Raw genomic sequence first — 22537 nt, forward strand, 5'->3', positions numbered from 1 at the left:
TGATAGCAAAAAAAAAACATTTAGCCACAGATTAAAAAGATTCTCACAGATTTTTTTAATATTTTAAATCTTAATCCTACCTAAAACTAATGTTTAGACTCTGTAATCTGTGAGAATCTTTTTAATCTGTGGCTAAAATTGCATATCCATAATTATCAGACCAACCTGTTTTTAATGGTAATAATTTTCTTGTATGAGCTTCTCTCAACATTCCAACTTTTTCTAAAACACTTATTGATCCAATATTTTCAATGGCACAACCTGCTTCAATTCTGTGAAGTTTTAAAGTTTGAAAACCAAATAATATTATTATTTTTAAACTTTCCGTTGCAAATCCTTTATTCCAATAATTGTAGTCGTATTTAAACCAAACTTCAGCGTTTCTATATTTTTCTTTTCCCAGATTTATTCCAATTAATCCAATAAATTCTTTTTCTTCATTTAATTCGACCGCAAAAGTAAAACACTTATTGTTTTCTAAATTATTTTCAAAAATCCATTTCTCAACAATAATCTTGGTTTCATCAATATTGTTTGGAATTCCAGATGTATTAAACCTATCAGTTTCCTCCAAACAAAGTAATTTGTGAATATTCTTGATATCGTTTTCTGAAATTGGTCTTAAAATGAGTCTTTCAGTTTTTAAATTTGCTTTATTCATTTTGGGTTAATTTCTACTTGACATTATGACTTTCAAACCTTATGACTTTCAACCTTCGACTAGATTTTATAATGTTTTAGCATTTTTAACCTTATCTTTAGTAATCGCAATCGCTAGAACTTCGTGCATTTCCTTCACATAATGAAAGGTTAAACCCGTAAGATATTCGGCTTTTATTTCATCGATATCGCTTTTGTTTTCGTGGCACAAAATAATTTCTTTAATATTGGCACGTTTTGCAGCTAGGATTTTTTCTTTGATTCCTCCTACTGGTAATACTTTACCACGCAAAGTGATTTCTCCAGTCATTGCCAAACTTTTCTTGATTTTTTTCTGAGTAAATACCGAAACTAATGAAGTTAGCATTGCGATTCCAGCACTTGGTCCATCTTTTGGCGTTGCGCCTTCTGGAACGTGTAAGTGAATGTTGTATTTTGCTAACATTTCAGAGTTTAATCCCAGTAATTCAGCATTAGCTTTTATATATTCTAAAGCAATTGTTGCCGATTCTTTCATTACCGTCCCTAAATTTCCAGTAATAGTCATAGTTCCTTTCCCTGGAGAGATTAAGGATTCTATAAATAAAATATCACCTCCAACTGATGTCCAAGCCAATCCTGTAACCACTCCTGCTACATCGTTGTTTTCTGATTTGTCTCTTTCTAATCTAGGAACACCTAAGATTTTTACAATATCTTCATCGGTAACTTTTATATTATAGTCTTCTTCCATAGCCACACATTTGGCAGCATTTCGGATTACTTGTGCAATTTTATTTTCTAGTCCACGTACACCCGATTCACGTGTGTAACCTTCTACTATTTTTTCTAATTGTTTTTTACCAATTACTAAATGTTTCGACGTTAAACCATGAACTGCTAATTGTTTTGGAAACAAATGTTGTTTGGCGATTTCAACTTTTTCTTCAATAGTATAACCAGACATTTTGATGATTTCCATACGGTCTTTCAACGCAGGTTGTATGGTTGCCATATTGTTTGAAGTCGCAATAAACATCACTTTCGATAAATCGTAACCCATTTCTAGAAAATTATCATAGAATTCGCTGTTTTGTTCAGGATCTAAAACTTCTAACAATGCCGATGATGGATCTCCTTGATTGCTTGTTGACAATTTATCTATTTCATCTAAAACAAAAACTGGGTTTGATGTTCCTGCTTTTTTTAAACTTTGAAGAATTCTTCCTGGCATTGCTCCAATATAGGTTTTACGATGTCCTCGAATTTCAGCTTCATCACGCAAACCTCCCAAAGAAACTCGCACATATTCTCTTCCTAAAGCTTCGGCAATAGATTTTCCTATAGATGTTTTTCCAACTCCCGGAGGTCCTGTAAGACAAAGAATTGGCGATTTCATATCATTTCGCAATTTGAGGACTGCAAGATGTTCTATCATTCTTTTTTTGACATCTTCTAAACCAAAATGATCTCTGTCGAGGATTTTTTCTGCTTTTTTTAAATCGAATTTATCTTTAGAATATTTCCCCCAAGGCAAATCTAAAAACAATTCTAAGTAATTTCTTTGAATGCCAAAATCTGGTGATTGTGGATTAGAACGTTGCATTTTTGATAATTCTTTATCAAAATGTTTTTGCGTTTTTTCGTCCCAAATCTTTGTTTTAGATTTTGTTCGAAACTCTTCTATTTCTTCTTCTTGCGAGACTCCTCCCAATTCTTCTTGAATGGTTTTCATTTGTTGGTGCAAGAAATATTCACGTTGCTGCTGGTCTAAATCAAAACGTACTTTAGATTGTATGTCATTTTTAAGTTCCAATTTCTGAAACTCTAAATTCATAAATTTCAAAGTAGCTAAAGCTCTTTCTTTTAGTTTATTTATTTCTAATAAATCTTGTTTTTCGGTAACCGTAAGATTCATATTTGAAGAAACAAAATTTACCAAAAATGAATTGCTTTCAATATTTTTGATTGCAAAAGTAGCTTCAGTTGGAATATTTGGACTTTCGGTAATAATTTGTATTGCCAAATCACGAACAGATTCGATTATAGCCGAAAATTCTTTGTCTTTTTTAGTTGGTCTTTCTTCTTTAACTTCCTTTATCGAGGCTTTCATATAAGGCTCTGTCGAAGTAACTTTATCTATTTCGAAACGTTTTTTTCCTTGTAGAATTACAGTTATATTTCCGTCAGGCATTTTTAATACACGGAGGATTCTGGCAACTGTTCCTACTTTATTGATGTCGTTTTCGGTAGGATCTTCGTCTTCTTCATTTTTTTGTGATACCACTCCAATGATTTTATCGGAAGCATTGGCATCATTAATCAATTTAATAGATTTATCCCTTCCGGCGGTAATAGGAATGACAACACCCGGAAAAAGCACAGTATTTCGAAGTGGAAGAATTAACAATTCTGATGGTAATTCCTCATTATTCATTTCTTCCTCATCCTCTGGCGTAAGAAGTGGAATTAAATCTGCTTCAGAATCGAATTCTTGTAGTGACAAATTGTCAATGGTAATTATTTTTTGTTGAGACATATTATATTTAAGTCATTTTGTCATTAAACGTGGCTTGTTTGAAGTGTAAAACTAATACATTCAAAACAATTATATAACTGAAAATCAATAAATAAGAGAATTATTTAATGTGATTTCGTTGTAATAAGTCAAGGATTGTGCCATAAAAAAATCGCCACAGATTCAGAGATTATAAAAAGTCAATTATATATTATACTACTGATTTTTATATTGTTCCAAATTTGTGAAATTAAATTCAGGTCATTCTATTTTTAAAAAAGTGAATCTGTGGTAAAAAAATCAATCTCTAATTCAAAACTTTATATTTTATTTAGCATTCAAACTATTGTTTTTAGGAATTCTTAATAATAAAATTATTCCTATCACAAAGAAAATAGCTAAAAACACACTTGAATTTCGCATAGAACCTGTTACTTGATCTATAATTCCGTAAATAGACATTCCAATAACGATTCCTATTTTTTCTGTAACATCATAAAAACTAAAATATGAAGCTGTATCATCTGTTTCTGGTAATAATTTTGAATAAGTAGAACGGGCTAGTGATTGAATACCGCCCATAACCAGTCCTACAAAACCAGCTACAATATAAAACTCATTAGGTTCTGTTACAAAATAAGCAAACACACAAAGTATTGCCCAAAAGGAGTTTAAAAATATTAAAGTATTAATATTTCCAAACTTCCCCGAAGCTCTCGAGGTAAGAAAAGCTCCCAAAACAGCAACTATTTGAATGACTAAAATACAAATAATTAGTCCTGTTGTTTTTTGGCTTGGTGTTTCCCAATTTATTTCGGTTGCCCCAAAATAGGTTGCGACTAACATCATCGTTTGCACCGCCATAATAAATACAAAATAGCTCGACAAATATCTTTTTAGCACTATATTTTGTTGTAATTGTTTCCAAACAATTTTTAATTCTTTAAAACCATCAAAAAGGACTGCTTTTGTCACTTTATGCCCTGTTGAAGTACCTGTTGGCAAATAATAGTAAGTTACATGGCTGAAACCTATCCACCAAATACCAACCATTATAAAGGAGTATTTCATACATTCTAATCTTTCGGCATCGTTTGTTGCAGACATCACCATCGCAAGGTTTATAATCAGCAATATTGTACTTCCTATATATCCCATCGAGAACCCTCTTGCACTTACCTTATCTTGTTGTTCGGGATAAGCAATATCTGGTAAGTAGGAATTATAAAAAACCAAACTCGCCCAAAATCCTATTAATCCTAATAAATAAGCCATGTAGCTTATAAATAAATTTTCTAAATTAAACCAATATAAAGAAATACAAGATAAACCACCTAGGTAACAAAAAAACCTCATAAATGCTTTTTTATTTCCTATATAATCTGCAATTCCTGATAAAAAAGGCGAAATAAAAGCTACAATTAGAAATGCTAATGCCGTAACAAAAGTTATCATTGCCGTGTCTTTTATCTCATAATCAAACACAAATACTACATTATTACCTCTCTCTTTAAAAATTAATTCATAAAAAATAGGAAAAATAGCCGAAGCAATGACTAATGTATATACCGAGTTTGCCCAATCGTAAAACGCCCAAGCATTTAATAATTTTTTATCTCCTTTTTTAAGTGTTTCCATGTATTTTTGGTTGTTAATTCTTAATCGATTTGAAATATATTTTTCAAATATAACTAAAAAAAAAAGCCACTTCAATCGAAATGGCTTCTAAATATTTTATTTTTATTTTACTTAAACGATGTAACTCCAAATTTTGCCGCCTCGGCTTTTGCTTGTGGCAATAATGATTTTAGACTGGCAATACGTGTTTCGTTTGATGGGTGTGTACTCATAATTTCTGGCGGTGAGCTACCTCCTGCTAAAGCAGACATACGTTCCCAAATTAAGACTGCATTATCTGGATTATAACCTGCAATTGCCATTAGGGTAAGACCAATCATGTCCGCTTCACTTTCGTGACTACGGCTAAACGGTAGCATTCCTCCTACTTGACTTCCCACACCATAAGCTTGCATAATCAATTGTTGTGTTTCTGGACTTTTATTTCCTGTAGCGACTGCCACACCAACACCTCCAAGTTGTTGTAACATTCCTGCACTCATGCGTTGTTGCCCGTGGTTTGCTAATGCATGTGCTACTTCATGTCCCATAACGGCTGCCATTCCTGCATCGTCTTTCATAATTGGTAAAATACCTGTATAAACTACTATTTTCCCACCAGGCATACACCAAGCGTTTACTTCTTTACTTTCAACCAACTTATATTCCCATTTATAATTTGCTAAATAGGTTGGTTTACCATTTGCCGTTAGCCATCTTTCTGCTGCTACTTTTATTTTAGTTCCAACATTTTCTACTCTTTGAGCATCTTTAGTTCCTGAAAGCACTTTATTTTGAGCTAAAAATTGTCCATATTGTTGAAATGCCGATGGAAAAATTTCACTATCTGGAACTAAAGCCATTGTACTTTTCCCTGTAAATGGGTTTGTAGCACACGCTATCACCAACACCCCTATTGCTGAAATTATTAAAACTTTTTTCATTGTTAATATGTTTGATTGTTGTAGTAAAATTAACTCATTTTTTTCTAATTTTGACTATAAAACTCAGAAAGTATTTTATGATTAATTTATGATTCAATTTTCATATCAAAAAAAATTAAAACCTTAAATTGCACTCTATTTAAATTTCAATATTTTGAAAACAAAAAAACCAAAAGATACACAAATACGTAAATCAATATTATACACCGTTAAAATCATTCAGTTTTTCTCTGTTGATTTGGTTACAAAATTGGCTTCTATGATATTTACAACACCTATAAAACATAAAATGCCAAACAGAGAATTGGCAATGGATAAAAACACAAAACAAGAAATTATTTTTGTTCCTAAAATAAACAAAAAAATAGTCGTTTATCATTACGGAAATAGTCCAAAAAAAATATTATTAGTACATGGTTGGTCTGGTCGCGGCACGCAATTGGTAAAATTTGCAGATGAATTAATTAGGCTAGGTTATTCGACTATAAGTTTTGATGCACCTGCACATGGAAAATCAAAAACGAAAACAACCTTAATGCCTGAATTTATTGCATCAATACTAGAGTTAGAAAAAACATATGGTTCTTTCGAGTTTGCCATAGGGCATTCTTTAGGCGGAATGGCTTTATTAAATTCGGTAAAACAAGGATTGCAACTAAAAAAATTAATCGTTATAGGAAGCGGTGATAAGATTGAGGATATCCTTCACGAATATGTCAAAAAATTAGAATTAAAACCAATTGTGGCTTCTAAAATGAGTACTCTTTTCGAAAAAAGATTTGGTGAACCTATGGAGAATTACGCAGCTCATGTTGCCGCAAAACAAGTAAATATTCCAACACTCGTTATTCATGACGAAAACGATTATGAAGTCCCTATTTTTTGCGGAAAAAATATTTTTAAACATCTTCCAAACGGAGAAATGTATGTTACACAACGATTGGGTCACAGGAAAATCCTGGGCGATGCAAATGTCATCAATAAATCAGTTGATTTTATTCAAAATTAAAACATTAAAAATGAAAAAAACAATCATTTTATTAGTCTTTGTTCTTAGCTTAACTTCATGTCACAGCCAAGAAAAGAAAGCAGAAAAAGCAAATTCTAAAAGTAAAATTTCCAAAACTGATGCACAATGGAAAGCCGAACTTACTCCAGAACAGTATCGAGTTTTAAGAAAAAAAGGGACAGAAGCTTCTTTTTCAGGAGAATATTGGAATCATTTCGAAAAAGGATATTATGCCTGTGCAGCTTGTAACAATCCTTTGTTTACTTCCGACGCAAAATTTAATTCAGAATGTGGTTGGCCATCGTTTGATCAAGCAATCAAAGGAAGTGTAATTTATAAAGATGATTCAACTTTTGGTATGCAAAGAACCGAAGTAATGTGTGCAAATTGTAGTGGACATTTAGGTCATATTTTTGATGACGGCCCGGCAGAAACAACAGGAAAGCGTTTTTGCACCAATTCGGTTTCAATGATATTTGTTCCAAAAAAATAGTTATGAAATATTTACGATAACTAAATCATGAATACAAATAAAGAGGTTTCCTCATAAATATACCATATTCCAATAAAAAAATATTATCTACATATGAAATATCCGATAGAAAAAACCGAAGCAGAATGGAAACTGGAACTTGGAGAGGAAAGATATAGAATTCTTAGACAAAAAGGAACGGAATATCCGCATTCTGGAACCTATAACTTACATGCCGAAAACGGAACTTACGTTTGTGGCGCATGCAAAGAACCATTGTTTGAAAGTAATTCGAAATTCAATGCTCATTGTGGCTGGCCATCTTTCGACGAATCTATTCCAGGAAAAGTTCAATATATAAAAGACAATACACACAGCATGATTCGTACCGAAATTGTATGTGCAAATTGTGGAGGACATTTAGGTCATGTTTTTGATGATGGCCCAACTAAAACTGGAATAAGATATTGTGTAAATTCTCTTTCAGTTGACTTTAAATAATCAAAAATTGTAATTCTTGTTAATTTTTATTAATTTGCATAAAAATTAACTCCCTATTTAGAATGACCAAGATTACGAGATTATTCGATTTCCCTTATTATCAGTTAAATAAAAAAAATTTACTTGATGCTCTTGTCACAAAACAAGATGACGTTTGGGTAAAAACTTCGACGCAAGAATATATAGATAAAGCAAATACTATTTCGAGGGCATTGCTTCGAATGGGAATTCAAAAAAATGATAAAATTGCCGTAATATCAACTAATAATAGAACCGAATGGAATATTATGGATATTGGTGTTTTACAAACTGGTGCTCAAAATGTTCCTATATATCCTACTATTTCCGAAGATGATTATCAATATATTTTAAACCATTGTGAAGCAAAATATTGCTTTGTTTCCGATGCAGAAGTACTTCGAAAAGTAAATCTGATTAAAAATAATGTCCCAAATCTTATAGAGGTTTTCTCATTTAATGATATTGAAGATTGCAAAAGCTGGAAAGAACTACTTAAACTTGGTGAAGACAAAACAAATCAACACGAAGTTGAAGACAGGAAAGATGCAGTTCAAACTACCGATTTAGCTACTATAATATACACTTCAGGAACAACAGGAAAACCAAAGGGCGTGATGCTTTCTCACCAAAATATAGTTTCAAATGCCTTAGATAGTTCTAACAGAATTCCTTTTGATGCCACAAATAGTAAAGCATTAAGCTTTTTGCCTATATGTCATATTTTCGAGCGAATGATACTGTATTTATACCAATATTATGGTGTGTCAATTTATTTTGGAGAATCTATCGATAAAATTAGTGACAATCTAAAAGAAGTAAAACCAACAGTAATGTCGGTAGTTCCTAGACTTTTAGAAAAAGTATATGACAAAATCTATGCAAAAGGAACTGAACTTACAGGAATAAAAAAGAAACTTTTCTTTTGGGCTATCGATTTAGGGTTAAGATATGAACCTTACGGAGCAAATGGTTTCTGGTATGAATTTCAACTTAAAATTGCCCGAAAACTGATTTTTAGTAAATGGAAAGATGGTTTAGGTGGTAATTTAGATCTTATGGTTTCTGGAAGCGCCGCTTTGCAACCACGATTAACTAGAATTTTTGCAGCTGCAGGAATTCCTGTTATGGAAGGTTACGGACTAACCGAAACTTCCCCAGTAATATCGGTAAACGATATGAGAAATAAAGGTTTCAAAGTAGGAACTGTCGGAAAAGTAATTGATTATGTAGAAGTAAAAATTGCGGAAGATGGTGAAATTCTTTGCAAAGGTCCAAATGTGATGATGGGTTATTATAAAGATGAAGCACAATCAAAAGAAGTTCTCAAAGATGGTTATTTTCACACTGGTGATATTGGCGAATTCGACAACGAAGGATTCCTAAAAATTACCGACCGTAAGAAAGAAATGTTTAAGACCTCTGGCGGAAAATATATTGCACCACAATTACTAGAAAACACGATGAAACAATCCCGTTTTATTGAGCAAATTATGGTAATTGGTGATGGACAAAAAATGCCTGCAGCCTTTATACAACCCAATTTTGATTTTATAAAAGAATGGGCAACATTACACAAAATAACATTAGGAAGCACAAACGAAGAAATAATTGCAAACCCAAAAGTTATTGAAAGAATTCAACAAGAAGTCGATTTATTAAACGAGAAATTTGGAAATTGGGAAAAAATAAAACGTTTTGAACTCACACCAGATTTATGGACAATTCCTGCTGGTCATCTTACACCAACATTAAAACTTAAACGAAAAGTAGTTTTAGAAAAATACCACGGATTGTACGAGAAAATTTATAATTAGATTAAAACTAAAAAGATAATTTAGAACTTATTATTATGAAAGTAAAAACCTTCCTATTATTAGTATTTATTCTCTTTTTATTTGGTAATTGTAAAAATAATCAAGATGATGCTGTAAAAGCAAATTATCTTGATTTTTCCAAACGAGACGATCAGTTTACTGGCGGAATAAAAATGATTCCAATTACAACACCAATTGGAAAATTTAAGGTTTGGACAAAAACCGTAGGAAATAATCCAACCATAAAAGTATTATTACTTCATGGTGGACCAGGATTAACCCACGAATGTTTCGAAAGTTTTGATGGTTATTTCCCAAACCAAAGCATCGAATACATTTATTACGACCAACTTGGTTCTTACTACAGCGACCAACCAAATGATAACCGTTTGTGGACAAACGAGCGTTTTGTAGAAGAAGTAGAACAAGTCCGAATAGCATTGAAGCTAGACAATACTAATTTTTACTTATTAGGACAATCATGGGGAGGAATTCTCGCTATGGAATATGCCCTAAAATATCAAAAAAATCTAAAAGGACTAATCATTTCAAATATGATGGCGAGTGCGCCCGAATATAATAAATATGCTGAAGAGGTACTTGGTCCGCAACTTAGACCCGAAGTTTTCAATCAAATTAAAATATTTGAAAAAAACAAAGATTATACAAATCCAAAATACACTGAATTACTATTCAAATATTATTATACCGAACATATCCTGAGAAAACCACTAGACGAATGGCCGGAATCTATCAACAGAGCATTCAAACATATCAATTCAAATGTGTATGTATTTATGCAAGGTCCGAGTGAATTTGGTATCACCGGAAATGCAACGCTAAAAAATTGGGATATTAAATCTAAACTCAAAACATTAACCATTCCTACTCTAGCCATCGGTGCAAAATACGACACCATGGATCCTGAACACATGAAATGGATTGCTAACGAAGTACAAAACGGACGTTTCTTATTTTGTTCAAATGGAAGTCATCTTTCTCAATATGATGATCAAAAAAACTATTTTTCTGGCGTAATTCAATTTTTGAAAGATGTAGATAGCGAAAATTTTAAAAAATAAATCGCTAATACATTAATTATCAACAAGATTAAATTAAAATAGTTAATAATTTTAACTATTATTTTAAATAATTACTTTATTTTTTAATACTTTTATTAGATAACCAATTAAAAACTAAACTATGAATTTAAAAAACTTTATTATCGGAGGAATTGTCGGAGGAATTGTAGATTGGCTCTTAGGATGGCTCTTTTACGGAATTATTTTTAAAGACACTTTCCCAAGCGGAGAAACCATGAATATGATGATGATTACTCTAGGTTGTTTTACAGTAGGATTTTTTATATCCTACATTTTTCTACAATGGGCAGCAATTTCAAATGTTGTAACTGGACTTAAAGCTGGTGCAATAATAGGAATATTTATGGGATTAACATCTGGTTTTTTTGGAAGCGAATCTATGGCTACACCAGACTATAAAATAATTGCAACCGGAGTATTTATTTCTATTATGATGTGTGCTTGTGTCGGAGCATCTATCGCATTTGTAAACAGTAAGTTGAAATAATTCTCTAAAACATATTATATACTTCAAAGACTCCTCTAATTCAGAGGAGTCTTTTTAAAACATAAAATAATTTAAATTTATTATGCGTGCATAGTATTTTTTTATTATCTTTGATTTTCAATTAAATAAAATGAAAGACAAAACAATCGATTATGTACTTCGTGCAACTTGGCAAGCTGTTGCCAGAATGTATAATGAAGAAGCTGCAAAATTTGATGGCACTATGGCAACTGGTTTTGCATTGTTAAGTATCGATAAAGAAGGAGGAACACCTTCTACAACACTAGGTCCAAAAATGGGAATGGAAGCTACAAGTTTGACCCGAACCTTAAAATCGATGGAAGAAAAAGGTCTTATTTTTCGAAAGCCAAACCCAAATGATGGTCGAGGCGTTCTTATATATCTAACCGAATTTGGAAAAGAAAAAAGAGAATTATCTAAAAATACCGTACTGAAATTTAATGAAGCCGTAAAACACAATGTATCTGCCGAGAAGCTTCAAAACTTTATGGAAGTTTCCGAAATTATAAACGAATTAATACAAGAAAAAAGAATATTCAATCAAACTGAAAAAACAGAAAATGAAGCGTATTATTAAAAAAGTTGCAGTAATTGGATCCGGAATTATGGGTTCAGGTATTGCTTGTCATTTTGCCAACATTGGAGTCGAAGTCTTGCTTTTGGACATTATCCCAAGAGAATTGACAGATACCGAAGCCAAAAAAGGGCTTACACTTGAGAGTAAAATTGTTCGCAACCGCGTGGTAAACGAGCATTTAGCCAATTCCTTAAAATCGAAGCCCTCTCCTATTTACAGTCAGAAATTCGCTAGCCGAATCACTACTGGAAATACTACGGATGATATGGCTAAAATTGCCAATGTAGATTGGATTATCGAAGTGGTTGTGGAGCGTTTGGACATCAAAAAAATGGTTTTTGAGCAAATTGAAAAATTCAGAAAACCGGGAACTTTGGTAACATCAAACACTTCTGGTATTCCAATTCACTTTATGAGCGAAGGACGCAGCGAAGATTTCCAAAAACATTTCTGCGGAACGCACTTTTTTAATCCCGCACGTTACTTAAAATTATTCGAAATTATTCCTGGTCCACAGACTTCAACGGAAGTATTGGATTTCCTAACAGTTTATGGAGAAAAATTCTTGGGTAAAACTTCGGTTGTTGCCAAAGACACTCCAGCTTTTATCGGGAACCGTGTTGGTATTTACGGAATTCAAAGTTTGTTCCACTTGGTAAAAGAGTTGGGATTAACGATAGAAGAAGTAGATAAATTAACAGGACCTGTTATTGGTCGCCCAAAATCGGCTACTTTCAGAACTGTGGATGTTGTTGGATTGGATACTTTGGTACATGTTGCCAACGGAATCTACGAAAACTGCCCAAATGACGAACAACACGAATTGTTTAAACTTCCAGATTTTGTAAACAAAATGATGGAAAATAAATGGTACGGAAGTAAAACCGGTCAAGGTTTTTATAAAAAAGTAGACAAAGACATTCTTTCTTTAGACCTGGATACGTTGGAATACCGTCCTGCCAAAAGAGCTTCTTTTGCTACTTTGGAATTGACAAAAACAATTGACAAACCAATCAACAGATTTAAGGTTTTGGTTAAAGGAAAAGACAAAGCAGGTGAATTCTACAGAAAAAGTTTCTCTGGAATGTTTGCTTATGTTTCGAACAGAATTCCTGAAATCTCTGATGAATTATACAAAATTGACGATGCCATGAAAGCTGGTTTTGGATGGGAAAATGGTCCATTCGAAATTTGGGATGCCATTGGTGTTGAAAAAGGAATCGAAATCATGAAAGCAGAAGGTCAAGAGCCTGCAGCTTGGGTTACCGAAATGTTAGCTTCTGGAAGTACTAGTTTTTATACTATTAAAGAAGGAGCTACTTATTTTTACAATATTCCAACAAAATCACAAACTAAAGTACCTGGACAGGATTCATTTATCATCCTGAACAACATTCGCGAAAGCAAAAAAGTTTGGAGCAATAGTGGTGCTATCATCCAAGATTTGGGAGACGGAATTTTGAATTTAGAATTCCAATCTAAAATGAATACAATTGGTGGTGATGTTTTGGCAGCTATCAATAAAGCGATTGATTTATCTGAAAAAGAATACCAAGGTTTGGTTATTGGAAACCAAGCAGCGAATTTCTCTGTTGGTGCAAATATCGGAATGATTTTCATGATGGCTGTAGAGCAAGAATACGATGAGTTGAATATGGCTATCAAAATGTTCCAAGACACAATGATGCGTGTGCGTTATTCTGGAATCCCAGTTGTAGTTGCTCCTCACGGAATGACCTTTGGTGGTGGTTGCGAAATGAGCTTACATGCTGACAAAGTGGTTGCCGCTGCAGAAACCTATATGGGATTAGTTGAATTTGGTGTTGGGGTTATTCCTGGCGGTGGTGGTTCGAAAGAATTGGCATTGCGTGCATCCGATTTATTCCGTAAAAACGATGTGGAATTGAATGTTTTGCAAGAATATTTCATGACCATCGCTATGGCAAAAGTATCAACTTCTGCTTACGAAGCTTTTGATACCGGGCTCTTACAACACGGTAAAGATATTGTGGTTGTCAACAAAGACCGTCAAATCGCCGAAGCTAAGAAACATGCTTTATTAATGGCAGAAGCGGGTTATACACAACCAATTCGCAGAACTGATGTGAAAGTTTTAGGAAAACAAGCTTTGGGAATGTTTTTAGTTGGAACCAATCAAATGGTTGCTGGAAAATACATCTCAGAACACGATCTTAAAATTGCAAATAAACTGGCTTATGTTATGGCTGGTGGTGATTTATCTGAAGCTACATTAGTATCTGAACAATATTTATTAGATATAGAACGTGAAGCTTTCTTGTCACTTTGTACCGAAAGAAAAACGTTAGAAAGAATACAGTTTATGTTAACCAAAGGGAAACCGTTAAGAAACTAAAAGATGAAAACAGCATATATAGTAAAAGCATATAGAACTGCCGTTGGTAAAGCGCCAAAAGGAGTTTTTAGATTTAAACGTCCTGATGAATTGGCAGCAGAAACCATCGAATTTATGATGAATGAATTGCCAAATTTCGACAAAACGCGTATTGACGATGTTATGGTTGGAAACGCCATGCCAGAAGCAGAACAGGGTTTAAATGTAGGTCGTTTAATTTCATTAATGGGATTAAAAATCGAAGATGTACCGGGTGTAACTGTAAACAGATATTGCGCTTCAGGGATAGAAACGATTGGAATGGCAACTGCCAAAATCCAATCAGGAATGGCACATTGTATCATTGCTGGTGGAGCCGAAAGTATGAGTTATATTCCAATGGGGGGTTATAAGCCTACTCCAGATTATAAAATGGCTGCAGCTGGACACGAGGATTATTACTGGGGAATGGGGTTAACATCGGAAGCGGTGGCTAAGCAATTCAACATTTCTCGTGCAGACCAAGATGAGTTTGCTTTTCAATCACATAATAAAGCTTTGAAAGCTCAAGCAGAAGGAAAATTTGACAAACAAATCGTTCCAATTACTGTTGAACAAACTTTTATCAATGAAAATGGTAAAAAAGAAACCAAATCTTATGTTGTAAACAAAGATGAGGGTCCAAGAGCTGGGACTTCTTTGGAAGCATTAGCCAATTTAAAACCCGTATTTGCTGCCGATGGAAGTGTAACAGCTGGTAACTCTTCACAAATGAGTGATGGTGCAGCTTTTGTATTGGTTATGAGTGAAGAAATGGTAAAAGAATTAAACCTTGAACCAATTGCAAGATTAGTAAATTTTGCTTCAGCAGGAGTTGAACCAAGAATTATGGGAATTGGTCCAGTAAAAGCAATTCCAAAAGCGTTGAAACAAGCGGGATTGACTTTAAACGATATCGATTTAATTGAATTAAACGAAGCTTTTGCATCTCAAGCCTTAGCAGTTACTCGTGAATTGGGTTTAAATCCTGACATCATCAATGTAAATGGTGGCGCTATAGCATTAGGACATCCTCTTGGTTGTACAGGTGCAAAACTATCAGTTCAACTTTTTGAAGAAATGAGATTAAGAAAAAGCAAGTACGGAATCGTTTCTATGTGTGTAGGAACTGGTCAAGGAACTGCAGGGATTTACGAATTATTAAATTAACGATAAAAAATATATTGTGATGGAAGACATAACAAGAGGCGGACAATTTTTAGTAAAAGAAACAAAATGTGAAAACGTATTTACACCAGAAGATTTCTCAGAAGAGCAAATCATGATGCGTGATATGGTTAAAGAATTTACAGACAAACAATTGTGGGCAAATAAAGATCGTTTTGAGAAAAAGGATTATGCATTTACCGAAGAAAGCATGCGTAAAGCTGGTGAACTAGGACTTTTAGGAGTTGCTGTTCCTGAAGAATATGGCGGATTAGGAATGGGATTTGTATCTACAATGCTAGTTTGCGATTATATTTCGGGTGCAACGGGTTCATTTTCTACTGCTTTTGGAGCACACACAGGAATTGGAACGATGCCAATAACACTTTACGGAAGTGACGAACAAAAGAAAAAATATGTACCAAAATTAGCTTCAGGCGAATGGTTTGGTGCCTATTGCTTAACAGAACCAGGTGCTGGTTCTGATGCTAATTCTGGAAAAACTAAAGCCGTTTTGTCTGAAGATGGAAAATATTATTCTATCACTGGACAAAAAATGTGGATTTCTAACGCAGGATTTTGCTCGGTATTTATAGTTTTCGCAAGAATTGGTAATGACAAAAATATTACTGGTTTTATTGTAGAAAATGATCCAGCAAACGGAATTACAATGAACGAAGAAGAACACAAATTAGGTATTCGCGCCTCTTCTACTCGTCAAGTTTTCTTCAATGAAACGAAAGTTCCTGTTGAAAATATGTTATCTGAAAGAGAAAACGGATTCAAAATAGCTATGAATGCTTTAAATGTTGGACGTATAAAACTAGCAGCTGCTTGTTTAGATGCACAACGTAGAGTTATTTCTGGTTCAGTAAAATATGCTAACGAAAGAATTCAATTTAATACTCCTATTTCTAGTTTTGGAGCGATACGTTCTAAATTAGCTGAAATGGCTACTTCATGTTACGCTGGAGAAAGTGCTTCTTATCGTGCTGCAAAAGGGATCGAAGACAGAATTTCTGCCCGTGAAGCGGAAGGAGCGACACACCAAGAAGCAGAGTTAAAAGGTGTTGAAGAATTTGCTATAGAATGTTCTATCCTAAAAGTAGCAGTTTCTGAAGATGTACAAGCTTGTGCCGATGAAGGAATTCAAATATTTGGTGGAATGGGATTCTCAGAAGACACACCTATGGAAAGTGCTTGGAGAGACGCTCGCATTGCTCGTATTTATGAAGGAACAAACGAAATAAACAGAATGCTTTCTGTTGGAATGTTAATCAAAAAAGCCATGAAAGGTCATATTGATTTACTAGGTCCAGCATCAAAAGTACAAGAAGAATTAATGGGAATTCCATCATTCGAAACGCCTGATTATTCTGAATTGTTTGCTGAAGAAAAAGAAATGATTGGCAAACTGAAAAAAGCATTCCTTATGGTTGCTGGTGGAGCCGTTCAAAAATACGGACCAGATTTAGATGCACACCAACAATTATTGATGGCTGCTTCTGATATTCTTATCGAAATATACATGGCAGAAAGTACTATTCTTAGAACTGAAAAATTAGCCAAAAAAGAAGGTGAAGACAAGGTAAAAGAACAAATTGCAATGGCAAAATTATACTTGTACCAAGCCGTAGACATTGTAACTCAAAAAGGTAAAGAAAGTATAATTTCTTTTGCTGAAGGCGACGAACAACGCATGATGTTAATGGGATTACGTCGTTTCACTAAATATGCTAATATGCCAAATGTTGTAGGTTTAAGAGAAACAATTACAACTAAATTAGTTGCAGAAAATGAATACTGCTTCTAAATAAAGTCATTTAATTGATTTAAAAAAGTCACACTAACTATTTTGTTATTGTGGCTTTTTTTATTTGCAATTTCGGGCGTTACCACAAAGGGTAACGGCTTTCCGTTACAATCTTTTGTTTTTTTAAGAAAAAAACAAAAGGATTTTCACTACAAACGAAGTTCACTGAACTCCTATGAAAATAAAAATATAGTGAAGTAATCCCTAACGTAAACACTGTTTATTTAGAAATAAGCCGTAATTTTATGACATAAATAAAAAATACTATGAAAAAGTTACTCTTATTATCGTGTTCTCTTTTTTTAATCATAATTGCTTGCAAAACTTCCGTAAGAAATAAAAATGAAATAAAAACTACTTTTTCTTCAAAAAGTGAAAGTACAGTTTCCGGAACTGTAAATTTTGTAGAAAAAAACGGAACCGTAACAATGGTTGCTAACTTGAGTGGATTAACACCCGGAGAACATGCCATTCACATTCATGAAAAATCTGATTGTTCTGCTGCCGATGGAAGTTCGACCGGAGGACACTGGAATCCAACATTCAAAAAACATGGAAAGTGGGGTTCTACAGAACATCACAAAGGAGATATTGGTAATTTTACTGCCGATGCAAACGGAAATGCTACTGTAAAATTCTCTACTCCCGAATGGTGCATTGGTTGTGAAGACGATACCAAAAATATACTTGGAAAAGGATTGATTGTTCATAAAGGAATAGACGATTTCACATCACAACCTGCGGGAAATGCTGGTGCAAGAGTGGCTTGTTCTGCAATTATTAAATAATATATTACATTTTGCATTGAAAGAAAAAGAAATTCATTACTTCAAAAACTCTCAAGAATGGCGAAAGTGGTTACATGATAATCATCATTCTTCAACTGGAATTGAATTAGTTTTTTATAGAGTTCATAGTCAATACGAAAGTATGCGTTGGGAAGAAGCCGTTCAAGTTGTCATTTGTTATGGTTGGATATATTCCACCGTTCGAAAACTAGATGATGAACGACGAAAACAAACTTTTACACCTAGAAAAAATAAAAGCGTTTGGAGTAAACTCAATAAATCCTATATAAAACAATTAATTTCAGATAACTTAATGCACGAAAGTGGATTAGCAAAAATTGAAATCGCAAAACAAAATGGATCTTGGACTTCTCTTGACTCTGTTGAAAATCAGGAAATACCTGATGATTTACAAGTTGCTTTCAATTGTAATAAAATTGCATTTGAAAACTATACTAATTTTAGTCCGTCTTATCGAAAAAGCTACCTCTATTGGCTTAATCATGCCAAAAGAGAGGAAACCCGTGCAAATAGAATATCTGAAATTATAAAACTTTGTGAGCAAAATATTAAAGCTAGACAGTAATTATTTGTTCAGTGATATAAAAATAGTTTAACAAATTTTAAAACTAAAAAACCGAAACACGACTTTACGTTTGCTTCGGTTTTTGCTTATATTTATTAAAAAAAATTACTCTTTAAAAAATAAAATTTTAAAATAACTAGTATTATCTGTTTCTAGTAGCCAAATTCCATTTTTAGCGTAAAAAGTCTTAAAATATAGTCTTTGATTGTTTTGAATACTACTTAAATAATTTGAAAATATTAAATTATTTTCTTGGGCAATTAATCCTTCCGTATCTAACGCTTTCTTTTCGTATCCAATATTGTTAAAGTAAGAGTTAATAAGCTTTCCGTTGCTATTCAATTTATTTTCCGCAGAAATATTAAATCCTATTTTATTAAATTTTATAACATTTCCAGTCATTTTATTAATAAATGAATATTGAATATAACCTTTCTTTTCAGATGGGGAAGTAATAGAAAGCAACATTTTCTCATCTCTAATTGCCAAACTCAACTTTAAGTTTGTTATATTTTGGTTGGCATTAAAATCACTTTTATCATTTATTGTTTGAACAGATTCCCAGATTTTATTTCCAGATTTATCAAATTTAAAAACATAAAAACCCAATGGCTCATTTGTAATATTATTGGAACTTTTTGCATTTTTTCCAAATAATCCGTACACATATACTTCTTCTGTTTTCTGATCTATTACAAAATTATTAATTGTTAAATCACTTACATAAGTATCTCCAGACTGCGGATTTGTGTAAATATACCCGCCACCATTGTTACTATATATTAGGTTTTTGTATTGAAAATCGACTTTATAAGCAAAATCATTTAGTATCACACCACCATAACTATATATTGTACGGTATAACGTTGCTGATTTGTAATCTTTAGCAATAGCCTTTGTGATTAGTCCAAAATTATATTCATTTACACGGATACCAAATGACAAATCATTGTATTTTGCAAAATTATCTCCTATAATTCTAGCCAAATCTGGCTTTTTCATAGCAAATTTTTCATTTTCTCGAGTAACAATATCGGTAACGCTTAATGATAATTGATCTTTTTCAAAATTGACATTTCCTTTATTATCTTGATTTAAAATGCTAAACTCATAATCATCATTAAAATATTGGAAATTTTCGTTCATTTTAAAAAATGGAGATGACTTACTATTAATAACTAACTTAAACTGATCTGTTTTTTCTTGCGTTTTAGAAGTTTCAGAAACTATAAAAGCATTTTCGGTTGGAGAAAACACACAGTTTGTTAGTGCTTCATTTTCTATTAATTTTTCAAAAAAACCGTCATTATCAAAACTATAAATATTTTTAATAATTTTATTAGTCGATGATGCTACATAATTCCCTTTTTGAATTACCAATCGATTTCTATTAGGCAGGAAATTATAACCTACGGGAAAATTATTATCTATAAACTTTTCTTCGAAGACAATAGTTTGAGAATTTACTAAACTTGTAAATAATAAGAGCAAAACAATAATATACTTTTTCATACTAATGTTTTTTATTTAAAAATTAACTTTATAACTCAATCCCAATGTTATGGCTCTAGTAAGTCCGTCTGGTCTCTCTTTTCTAACAACAAATGGCGTTGCAATTGAAGTTTCTAAATAACTATTCTTATTTAATTTATAGGATACAATTAAGTTCCCATTTATAGTAAGTCCATCAGAATTTTCGATTGTTTCACGTTGTCCAAAAATATTCTCGAAGCTATCCTCTCCTAGATGATAAATAAATAAAAGATTTGGTTTGAAAGTAAATTTCTCGTTAGTCGTTTTTAGTCTGTAAGTTGTTCTGAATAAAACATCAGATTTTCTTTCGAACAAATTGGTTGTAGCAAATTTATCAGTTACAAAGGGATTACTTATATAGGAATTTTTGTTATCTGATAAAGGGATTTGTACTGCGGTATTAAAATCCCATTTTTTGTATGCAAGGTTTACACCACCAATAAAATCGAAAGTTCCTAAACTGGCTTGATACGCCATAGGCAAAGAAACATTATTTATTTTGTCGTTAGAATTTGTAAGAGGAATCTTAACTCCAAATAATAATGACCAAGTTTTAGCACCTTCAAGTTCACTAAATTTATTTTTGAATTTGTAATTTCCTGTCAAAAAAGCATCACCTATATTACCTCTTGTACCAAAATCTCCATTGGCAATGGCTGATGTTAGTTTTGCACTTATTGCAAATTTATCCGTTACATCTCTTGTATAAGTTAAGTATTGAGAAAATACGGTTACACCTTCTTCAGCAATACCATATACAACACCAATATCGACATTGTTTTTCATACTTACTTCGTGACCACTAAAGCCGTTTCCTACCGAGCAAAACCCAGCATCGCTGCAACCTTGCGCAAAGGAATTAGTAAAATTTATTGAAATAAATAAAGATAATAATAAAAATTTTAAGTTTTTTGTTTTCATGTTCTTGTTATAATTTATTTTAAATACTGGTTAATGGAGCAATTGCAAATAAGTGATTAAATTCTTGACAGTGAATTAATACATACTGATATTCCGAAACGTTTACACTAGTTGGAATTGTATAAAATGTATTTCCGTTACCTTTGAAATTTCCTAGATTCACAAAATTAATAGGTGTGTTTTCTTTAGATAAATAAACCTTCAAATCTGGTCCGTCTGATATTATAATGTCTTCTAATTTCACTTTATATTCATTATTCTCTAAATAAACTTTAGCAAAACCAGAAACATTTATCCCTGAAGTTGGGGAAAATTCTCCTGAATATTTTAGAATAGCAGTACTACCTATTGTGCTGTTTTCTAAACTTTTTCTTGTTAATTCACCTTCTTTTTCGCAGGAAATGAGAAGAAAAAAACCTAACAGTAATACAAATACATTTTTCATAGTTTCATTTTTTTAATTATTATTCAATCGTTTTTCATAATATTTATCTATCTCTTTTTTCTATCTACGTATTTTTCTGAATAATGGTTTTTTAAATAACTCAATAAAAATATAAAACCTAACAATTTCTAAATGTCAGCTACTTTACAAAAGGAAAATTTTTAAGAAACATTATATTAATCTAAAATATCATAGATTTGTATTTTTAAATGAAGTTATGATAAATCCTTCGGCACCAAGTTGGGTTGAAAAGTTTTTTACAGAACAAAACGATGAGAATCAAACTGTAATAAATAATTATGAACAGTTTTACGAAAACACAAGAGAAACAGGTTTTCTAGTTGGCTATACGACACATTTTGTTACAATTAAAAACATAGAGACCAAAGGATTAACAAACGAAGAACTCTCTAAAATTGCCTTACTAAATACATTATTCGGAATTTATCAATTAGTAAAAAACAATCGCAATCATACAGAATTTATATATGAATGTGTAACTTTTTATAAAAAATTACATCCAACAGAATCTAGCTTATTAAGCAAATTATTACCTCAGGATTCTTATTCGAGCAAGCTAGAAAAAATAATAAATTCACGTATTCAAACCAATGAGAATATTATTAGCAAGAATTTTTCTAACATTCTAACCAATGCACTTATATTTATTGATGTTTTAGCCTTCCGAAAACATTTAGTTGAAGGTAATATCCCAGATAAATACTTAAAAAAAACGGAAGAGCTTATTGTAAATATTGTTTCATTAGCATTAGAAACTAAAGAAGTAAAAACCAAGTATGATGATTTGCTTCACAAACTGTTTGAATCTTCTGTTAGATATACGAAGTTTAACAAATTAGAAATTGTCTCTCTAGAAAATTTAGATTTATCATATTTTAATGATACTTGCGAGAAATATTATCTCATTGATATGGCAGGAATGGCTATGTGGAATGATGCTAAAATAGAAAATTCTGAACGAACTTTTCTATTTCAATTAGCAAAAAAACTAACTATTCCAGATTCATTTGTAGAAAAAAGTATTTCCGACATGAATTTATTTCTAACAACAAATAAAGATAAAATCCCATATTTTAATTTCTCGAATCCTGTAAAACATTTTTATGATCAAACCACTCAAAATGTTCACACCTTAATTTCTAGAAATA

General features: G+C 32.3%; 20 protein-coding genes. 13 read left to right on the forward strand and 7 right to left on the reverse strand.

All coding sequences use genetic code 11. The features are described from left to right. Window positions 1-121: 121 nt before the first annotated feature. From ACH2BG_RS02545 to ACH2BG_RS02560, 4 genes are all read right to left on the reverse strand, one after another. Window positions 122-661 carry a GNAT family N-acetyltransferase gene (locus tag ACH2BG_RS02545; protein ID WP_395046166.1) on the reverse strand — a complete coding sequence of 180 codons (540 nt, stop codon included), beginning with the start codon at window positions 659-661 and terminating at the stop codon, window positions 122-124. A gap of 66 nt (window positions 662-727) precedes the next feature. After that, the gene (gene lon / locus ACH2BG_RS02550) at window positions 728-3178 is read right to left on the reverse strand and encodes an endopeptidase La (RefSeq protein ID WP_395046167.1); all 2451 of its coding nucleotides are present in this window, start codon (window positions 3176-3178) and stop codon (window positions 728-730) included. Window positions 3179-3484: 306 nt separating this feature from the next. After that, complete coding sequence (locus ACH2BG_RS02555; RefSeq protein ID WP_395046168.1) at window positions 3485-4795, reverse strand: MFS transporter; 1311 nt, start codon at window positions 4793-4795, stop codon at window positions 3485-3487. Between the two features lie 107 nt (window positions 4796-4902). Then, window positions 4903-5718, reverse strand: a complete 816-nt coding sequence (locus ACH2BG_RS02560) for a M48 family metallopeptidase (RefSeq protein ID WP_395046169.1) — start codon at window positions 5716-5718, stop codon at window positions 4903-4905. 154 nt (window positions 5719-5872) lie between these two features. Here ACH2BG_RS02560 and ACH2BG_RS02565 point away from each other — a divergent pair, with 154 nt between their 5' ends. The 12 genes from ACH2BG_RS02565 to ACH2BG_RS02620 all read left to right on the forward strand — a co-directional run bounded on the left by ACH2BG_RS02565 (window position 5873) and on the right by ACH2BG_RS02620 (window position 18469). Continuing rightward, window positions 5873-6727, forward strand: a complete 855-nt coding sequence (locus tag ACH2BG_RS02565) for an alpha/beta fold hydrolase (RefSeq protein ID WP_395046170.1) — start codon at window positions 5873-5875, stop codon at window positions 6725-6727. Between the two features lie 10 nt (window positions 6728-6737). After that, on the forward strand, window positions 6738-7220 hold the full coding sequence (msrB, locus tag ACH2BG_RS02570; protein WP_395046171.1) for a peptide-methionine (R)-S-oxide reductase MsrB: 483 nt from the start codon (window positions 6738-6740) through the stop codon (window positions 7218-7220). A 93-nt stretch (window positions 7221-7313) separates the two neighbouring features. Further along, a complete protein-coding gene (gene msrB / locus ACH2BG_RS02575; RefSeq protein ID WP_395046172.1) occupies window positions 7314-7700 on the forward strand; it encodes a peptide-methionine (R)-S-oxide reductase MsrB in 387 nt (128 codons plus the stop codon). Between the two features lie 62 nt (window positions 7701-7762). Beyond that, window positions 7763-9535 carry an AMP-dependent synthetase/ligase gene (locus tag ACH2BG_RS02580; protein WP_395046173.1) on the forward strand — a complete coding sequence of 591 codons (1773 nt, stop codon included), beginning with the start codon at window positions 7763-7765 and terminating at the stop codon, window positions 9533-9535. 35 nt (window positions 9536-9570) lie between these two features. Further along, window positions 9571-10617 carry a proline iminopeptidase-family hydrolase gene (locus ACH2BG_RS02585; protein ID WP_395046174.1) on the forward strand — a complete coding sequence of 349 codons (1047 nt, stop codon included), beginning with the start codon at window positions 9571-9573 and terminating at the stop codon, window positions 10615-10617. A gap of 121 nt (window positions 10618-10738) precedes the next feature. Then, window positions 10739-11125, forward strand: coding sequence for a hypothetical protein (locus ACH2BG_RS02590; protein WP_395046175.1), 387 nt, complete (start codon window positions 10739-10741; stop codon window positions 11123-11125). A gap of 130 nt (window positions 11126-11255) precedes the next feature. Next, window positions 11256-11723, forward strand: a complete 468-nt coding sequence (locus tag ACH2BG_RS02595) for a MarR family winged helix-turn-helix transcriptional regulator (protein WP_395046176.1) — start codon at window positions 11256-11258, stop codon at window positions 11721-11723. Further along, complete coding sequence (locus ACH2BG_RS02600; protein WP_395046177.1) at window positions 11707-14097, forward strand: 3-hydroxyacyl-CoA dehydrogenase NAD-binding domain-containing protein; 2391 nt, start codon at window positions 11707-11709, stop codon at window positions 14095-14097. The genes ACH2BG_RS02595 and ACH2BG_RS02600 overlap by 17 nt, the downstream gene beginning before the upstream one ends. A 3-nt stretch (window positions 14098-14100) precedes the next feature. After that, the gene (locus tag ACH2BG_RS02605; protein ID WP_395046178.1) at window positions 14101-15285 is read left to right on the forward strand and encodes a thiolase family protein; all 1185 of its coding nucleotides are present in this window, start codon (window positions 14101-14103) and stop codon (window positions 15283-15285) included. A 19-nt stretch (window positions 15286-15304) separates the two neighbouring features. Further along, a complete protein-coding gene (locus ACH2BG_RS02610; RefSeq protein WP_395046179.1) occupies window positions 15305-17095 on the forward strand; it encodes an acyl-CoA dehydrogenase family protein in 1791 nt (596 codons plus the stop codon). 266 nt (window positions 17096-17361) lie between these two features. Then, on the forward strand, window positions 17362-17883 hold the full coding sequence (locus tag ACH2BG_RS02615) for a superoxide dismutase family protein (protein ID WP_395046180.1): 522 nt from the start codon (window positions 17362-17364) through the stop codon (window positions 17881-17883). A gap of 16 nt (window positions 17884-17899) precedes the next feature. Continuing rightward, window positions 17900-18469, forward strand: coding sequence for a YdeI family protein (locus ACH2BG_RS02620; RefSeq protein WP_395046181.1), 570 nt, complete (start codon window positions 17900-17902; stop codon window positions 18467-18469). A gap of 105 nt (window positions 18470-18574) precedes the next feature. Here ACH2BG_RS02620 and ACH2BG_RS02625 read toward each other — a convergent pair whose 3' ends face one another. Genes ACH2BG_RS02625 through ACH2BG_RS02635 form a run of 3 tightly spaced genes read right to left on the reverse strand, consistent with a single transcriptional unit; the run spans window position 18575 to window position 21368 of the window. Then, on the reverse strand, window positions 18575-19981 hold the full coding sequence (locus tag ACH2BG_RS02625; protein ID WP_395046182.1) for a hypothetical protein: 1407 nt from the start codon (window positions 19979-19981) through the stop codon (window positions 18575-18577). 15 nt (window positions 19982-19996) lie between these two features. Beyond that, window positions 19997-20923 carry a hypothetical protein gene (locus ACH2BG_RS02630; RefSeq protein WP_395046183.1) on the reverse strand — a complete coding sequence of 309 codons (927 nt, stop codon included), beginning with the start codon at window positions 20921-20923 and terminating at the stop codon, window positions 19997-19999. Between the two features lie 19 nt (window positions 20924-20942). Then, window positions 20943-21368, reverse strand: coding sequence for a DM13 domain-containing protein (locus ACH2BG_RS02635; RefSeq protein WP_395046184.1), 426 nt, complete (start codon window positions 21366-21368; stop codon window positions 20943-20945). Window positions 21369-21585: 217 nt separating this feature from the next. On the opposite strand from ACH2BG_RS02635, the gene ACH2BG_RS02640 reads away from it, so the two are divergent. Continuing rightward, window positions 21586-22537 (forward strand): LETM1-related biofilm-associated protein (locus tag ACH2BG_RS02640; protein WP_395046185.1); only part of this gene is annotated, 952 nt, incomplete at its 3' end.

This window comes from Flavobacterium sp., assembly GCF_043779715.1.
Classification (GTDB): Bacteria; Bacteroidota; Bacteroidia; order Flavobacteriales; family Flavobacteriaceae; genus Flavobacterium.

What these genes read in the sequence shown, in the direction of transcription:
- ACH2BG_RS02545 (WP_395046166.1), bottom strand. Translation starts at nt 661, where the DNA reads ATGAATAAAGCAAATTTAAAAACTGAAAGACTCATTTTAAGACCAATT.
- lon (WP_395046167.1), bottom strand. Translation starts at nt 3,178, where the DNA reads ATGTCTCAACAAAAAATAATTACCATTGACAATTTGTCACTACAAGAA.
- ACH2BG_RS02555 (WP_395046168.1), bottom strand. Translation starts at nt 4,795, where the DNA reads ATGGAAACACTTAAAAAAGGAGATAAAAAATTATTAAATGCTTGGGCG.
- ACH2BG_RS02560 (WP_395046169.1), bottom strand. Translation starts at nt 5,718, where the DNA reads ATGAAAAAAGTTTTAATAATTTCAGCAATAGGGGTGTTGGTGATAGCG.
- msrB (WP_395046171.1), top strand. Translation starts at nt 6,738, where the DNA reads ATGAAAAAAACAATCATTTTATTAGTCTTTGTTCTTAGCTTAACTTCA.
- msrB (WP_395046172.1), top strand. Translation starts at nt 7,314, where the DNA reads ATGAAATATCCGATAGAAAAAACCGAAGCAGAATGGAAACTGGAACTT.
- ACH2BG_RS02580 (WP_395046173.1), top strand. Translation starts at nt 7,763, where the DNA reads ATGACCAAGATTACGAGATTATTCGATTTCCCTTATTATCAGTTAAAT.
- ACH2BG_RS02585 (WP_395046174.1), top strand. Translation starts at nt 9,571, where the DNA reads ATGAAAGTAAAAACCTTCCTATTATTAGTATTTATTCTCTTTTTATTT.
- ACH2BG_RS02590 (WP_395046175.1), top strand. Translation starts at nt 10,739, where the DNA reads ATGAATTTAAAAAACTTTATTATCGGAGGAATTGTCGGAGGAATTGTA.
- ACH2BG_RS02595 (WP_395046176.1), top strand. Translation starts at nt 11,256, where the DNA reads ATGAAAGACAAAACAATCGATTATGTACTTCGTGCAACTTGGCAAGCT.
- ACH2BG_RS02600 (WP_395046177.1), top strand. Translation starts at nt 11,707, where the DNA reads ATGAAGCGTATTATTAAAAAAGTTGCAGTAATTGGATCCGGAATTATG.
- ACH2BG_RS02605 (WP_395046178.1), top strand. Translation starts at nt 14,101, where the DNA reads ATGAAAACAGCATATATAGTAAAAGCATATAGAACTGCCGTTGGTAAA.
- ACH2BG_RS02610 (WP_395046179.1), top strand. Translation starts at nt 15,305, where the DNA reads ATGGAAGACATAACAAGAGGCGGACAATTTTTAGTAAAAGAAACAAAA.
- ACH2BG_RS02615 (WP_395046180.1), top strand. Translation starts at nt 17,362, where the DNA reads ATGAAAAAGTTACTCTTATTATCGTGTTCTCTTTTTTTAATCATAATT.
- ACH2BG_RS02625 (WP_395046182.1), bottom strand. Translation starts at nt 19,981, where the DNA reads ATGAAAAAGTATATTATTGTTTTGCTCTTATTATTTACAAGTTTAGTA.
- ACH2BG_RS02630 (WP_395046183.1), bottom strand. Translation starts at nt 20,923, where the DNA reads ATGAAAACAAAAAACTTAAAATTTTTATTATTATCTTTATTTATTTCA.
- ACH2BG_RS02635 (WP_395046184.1), bottom strand. Translation starts at nt 21,368, where the DNA reads ATGAAAAATGTATTTGTATTACTGTTAGGTTTTTTTCTTCTCATTTCC.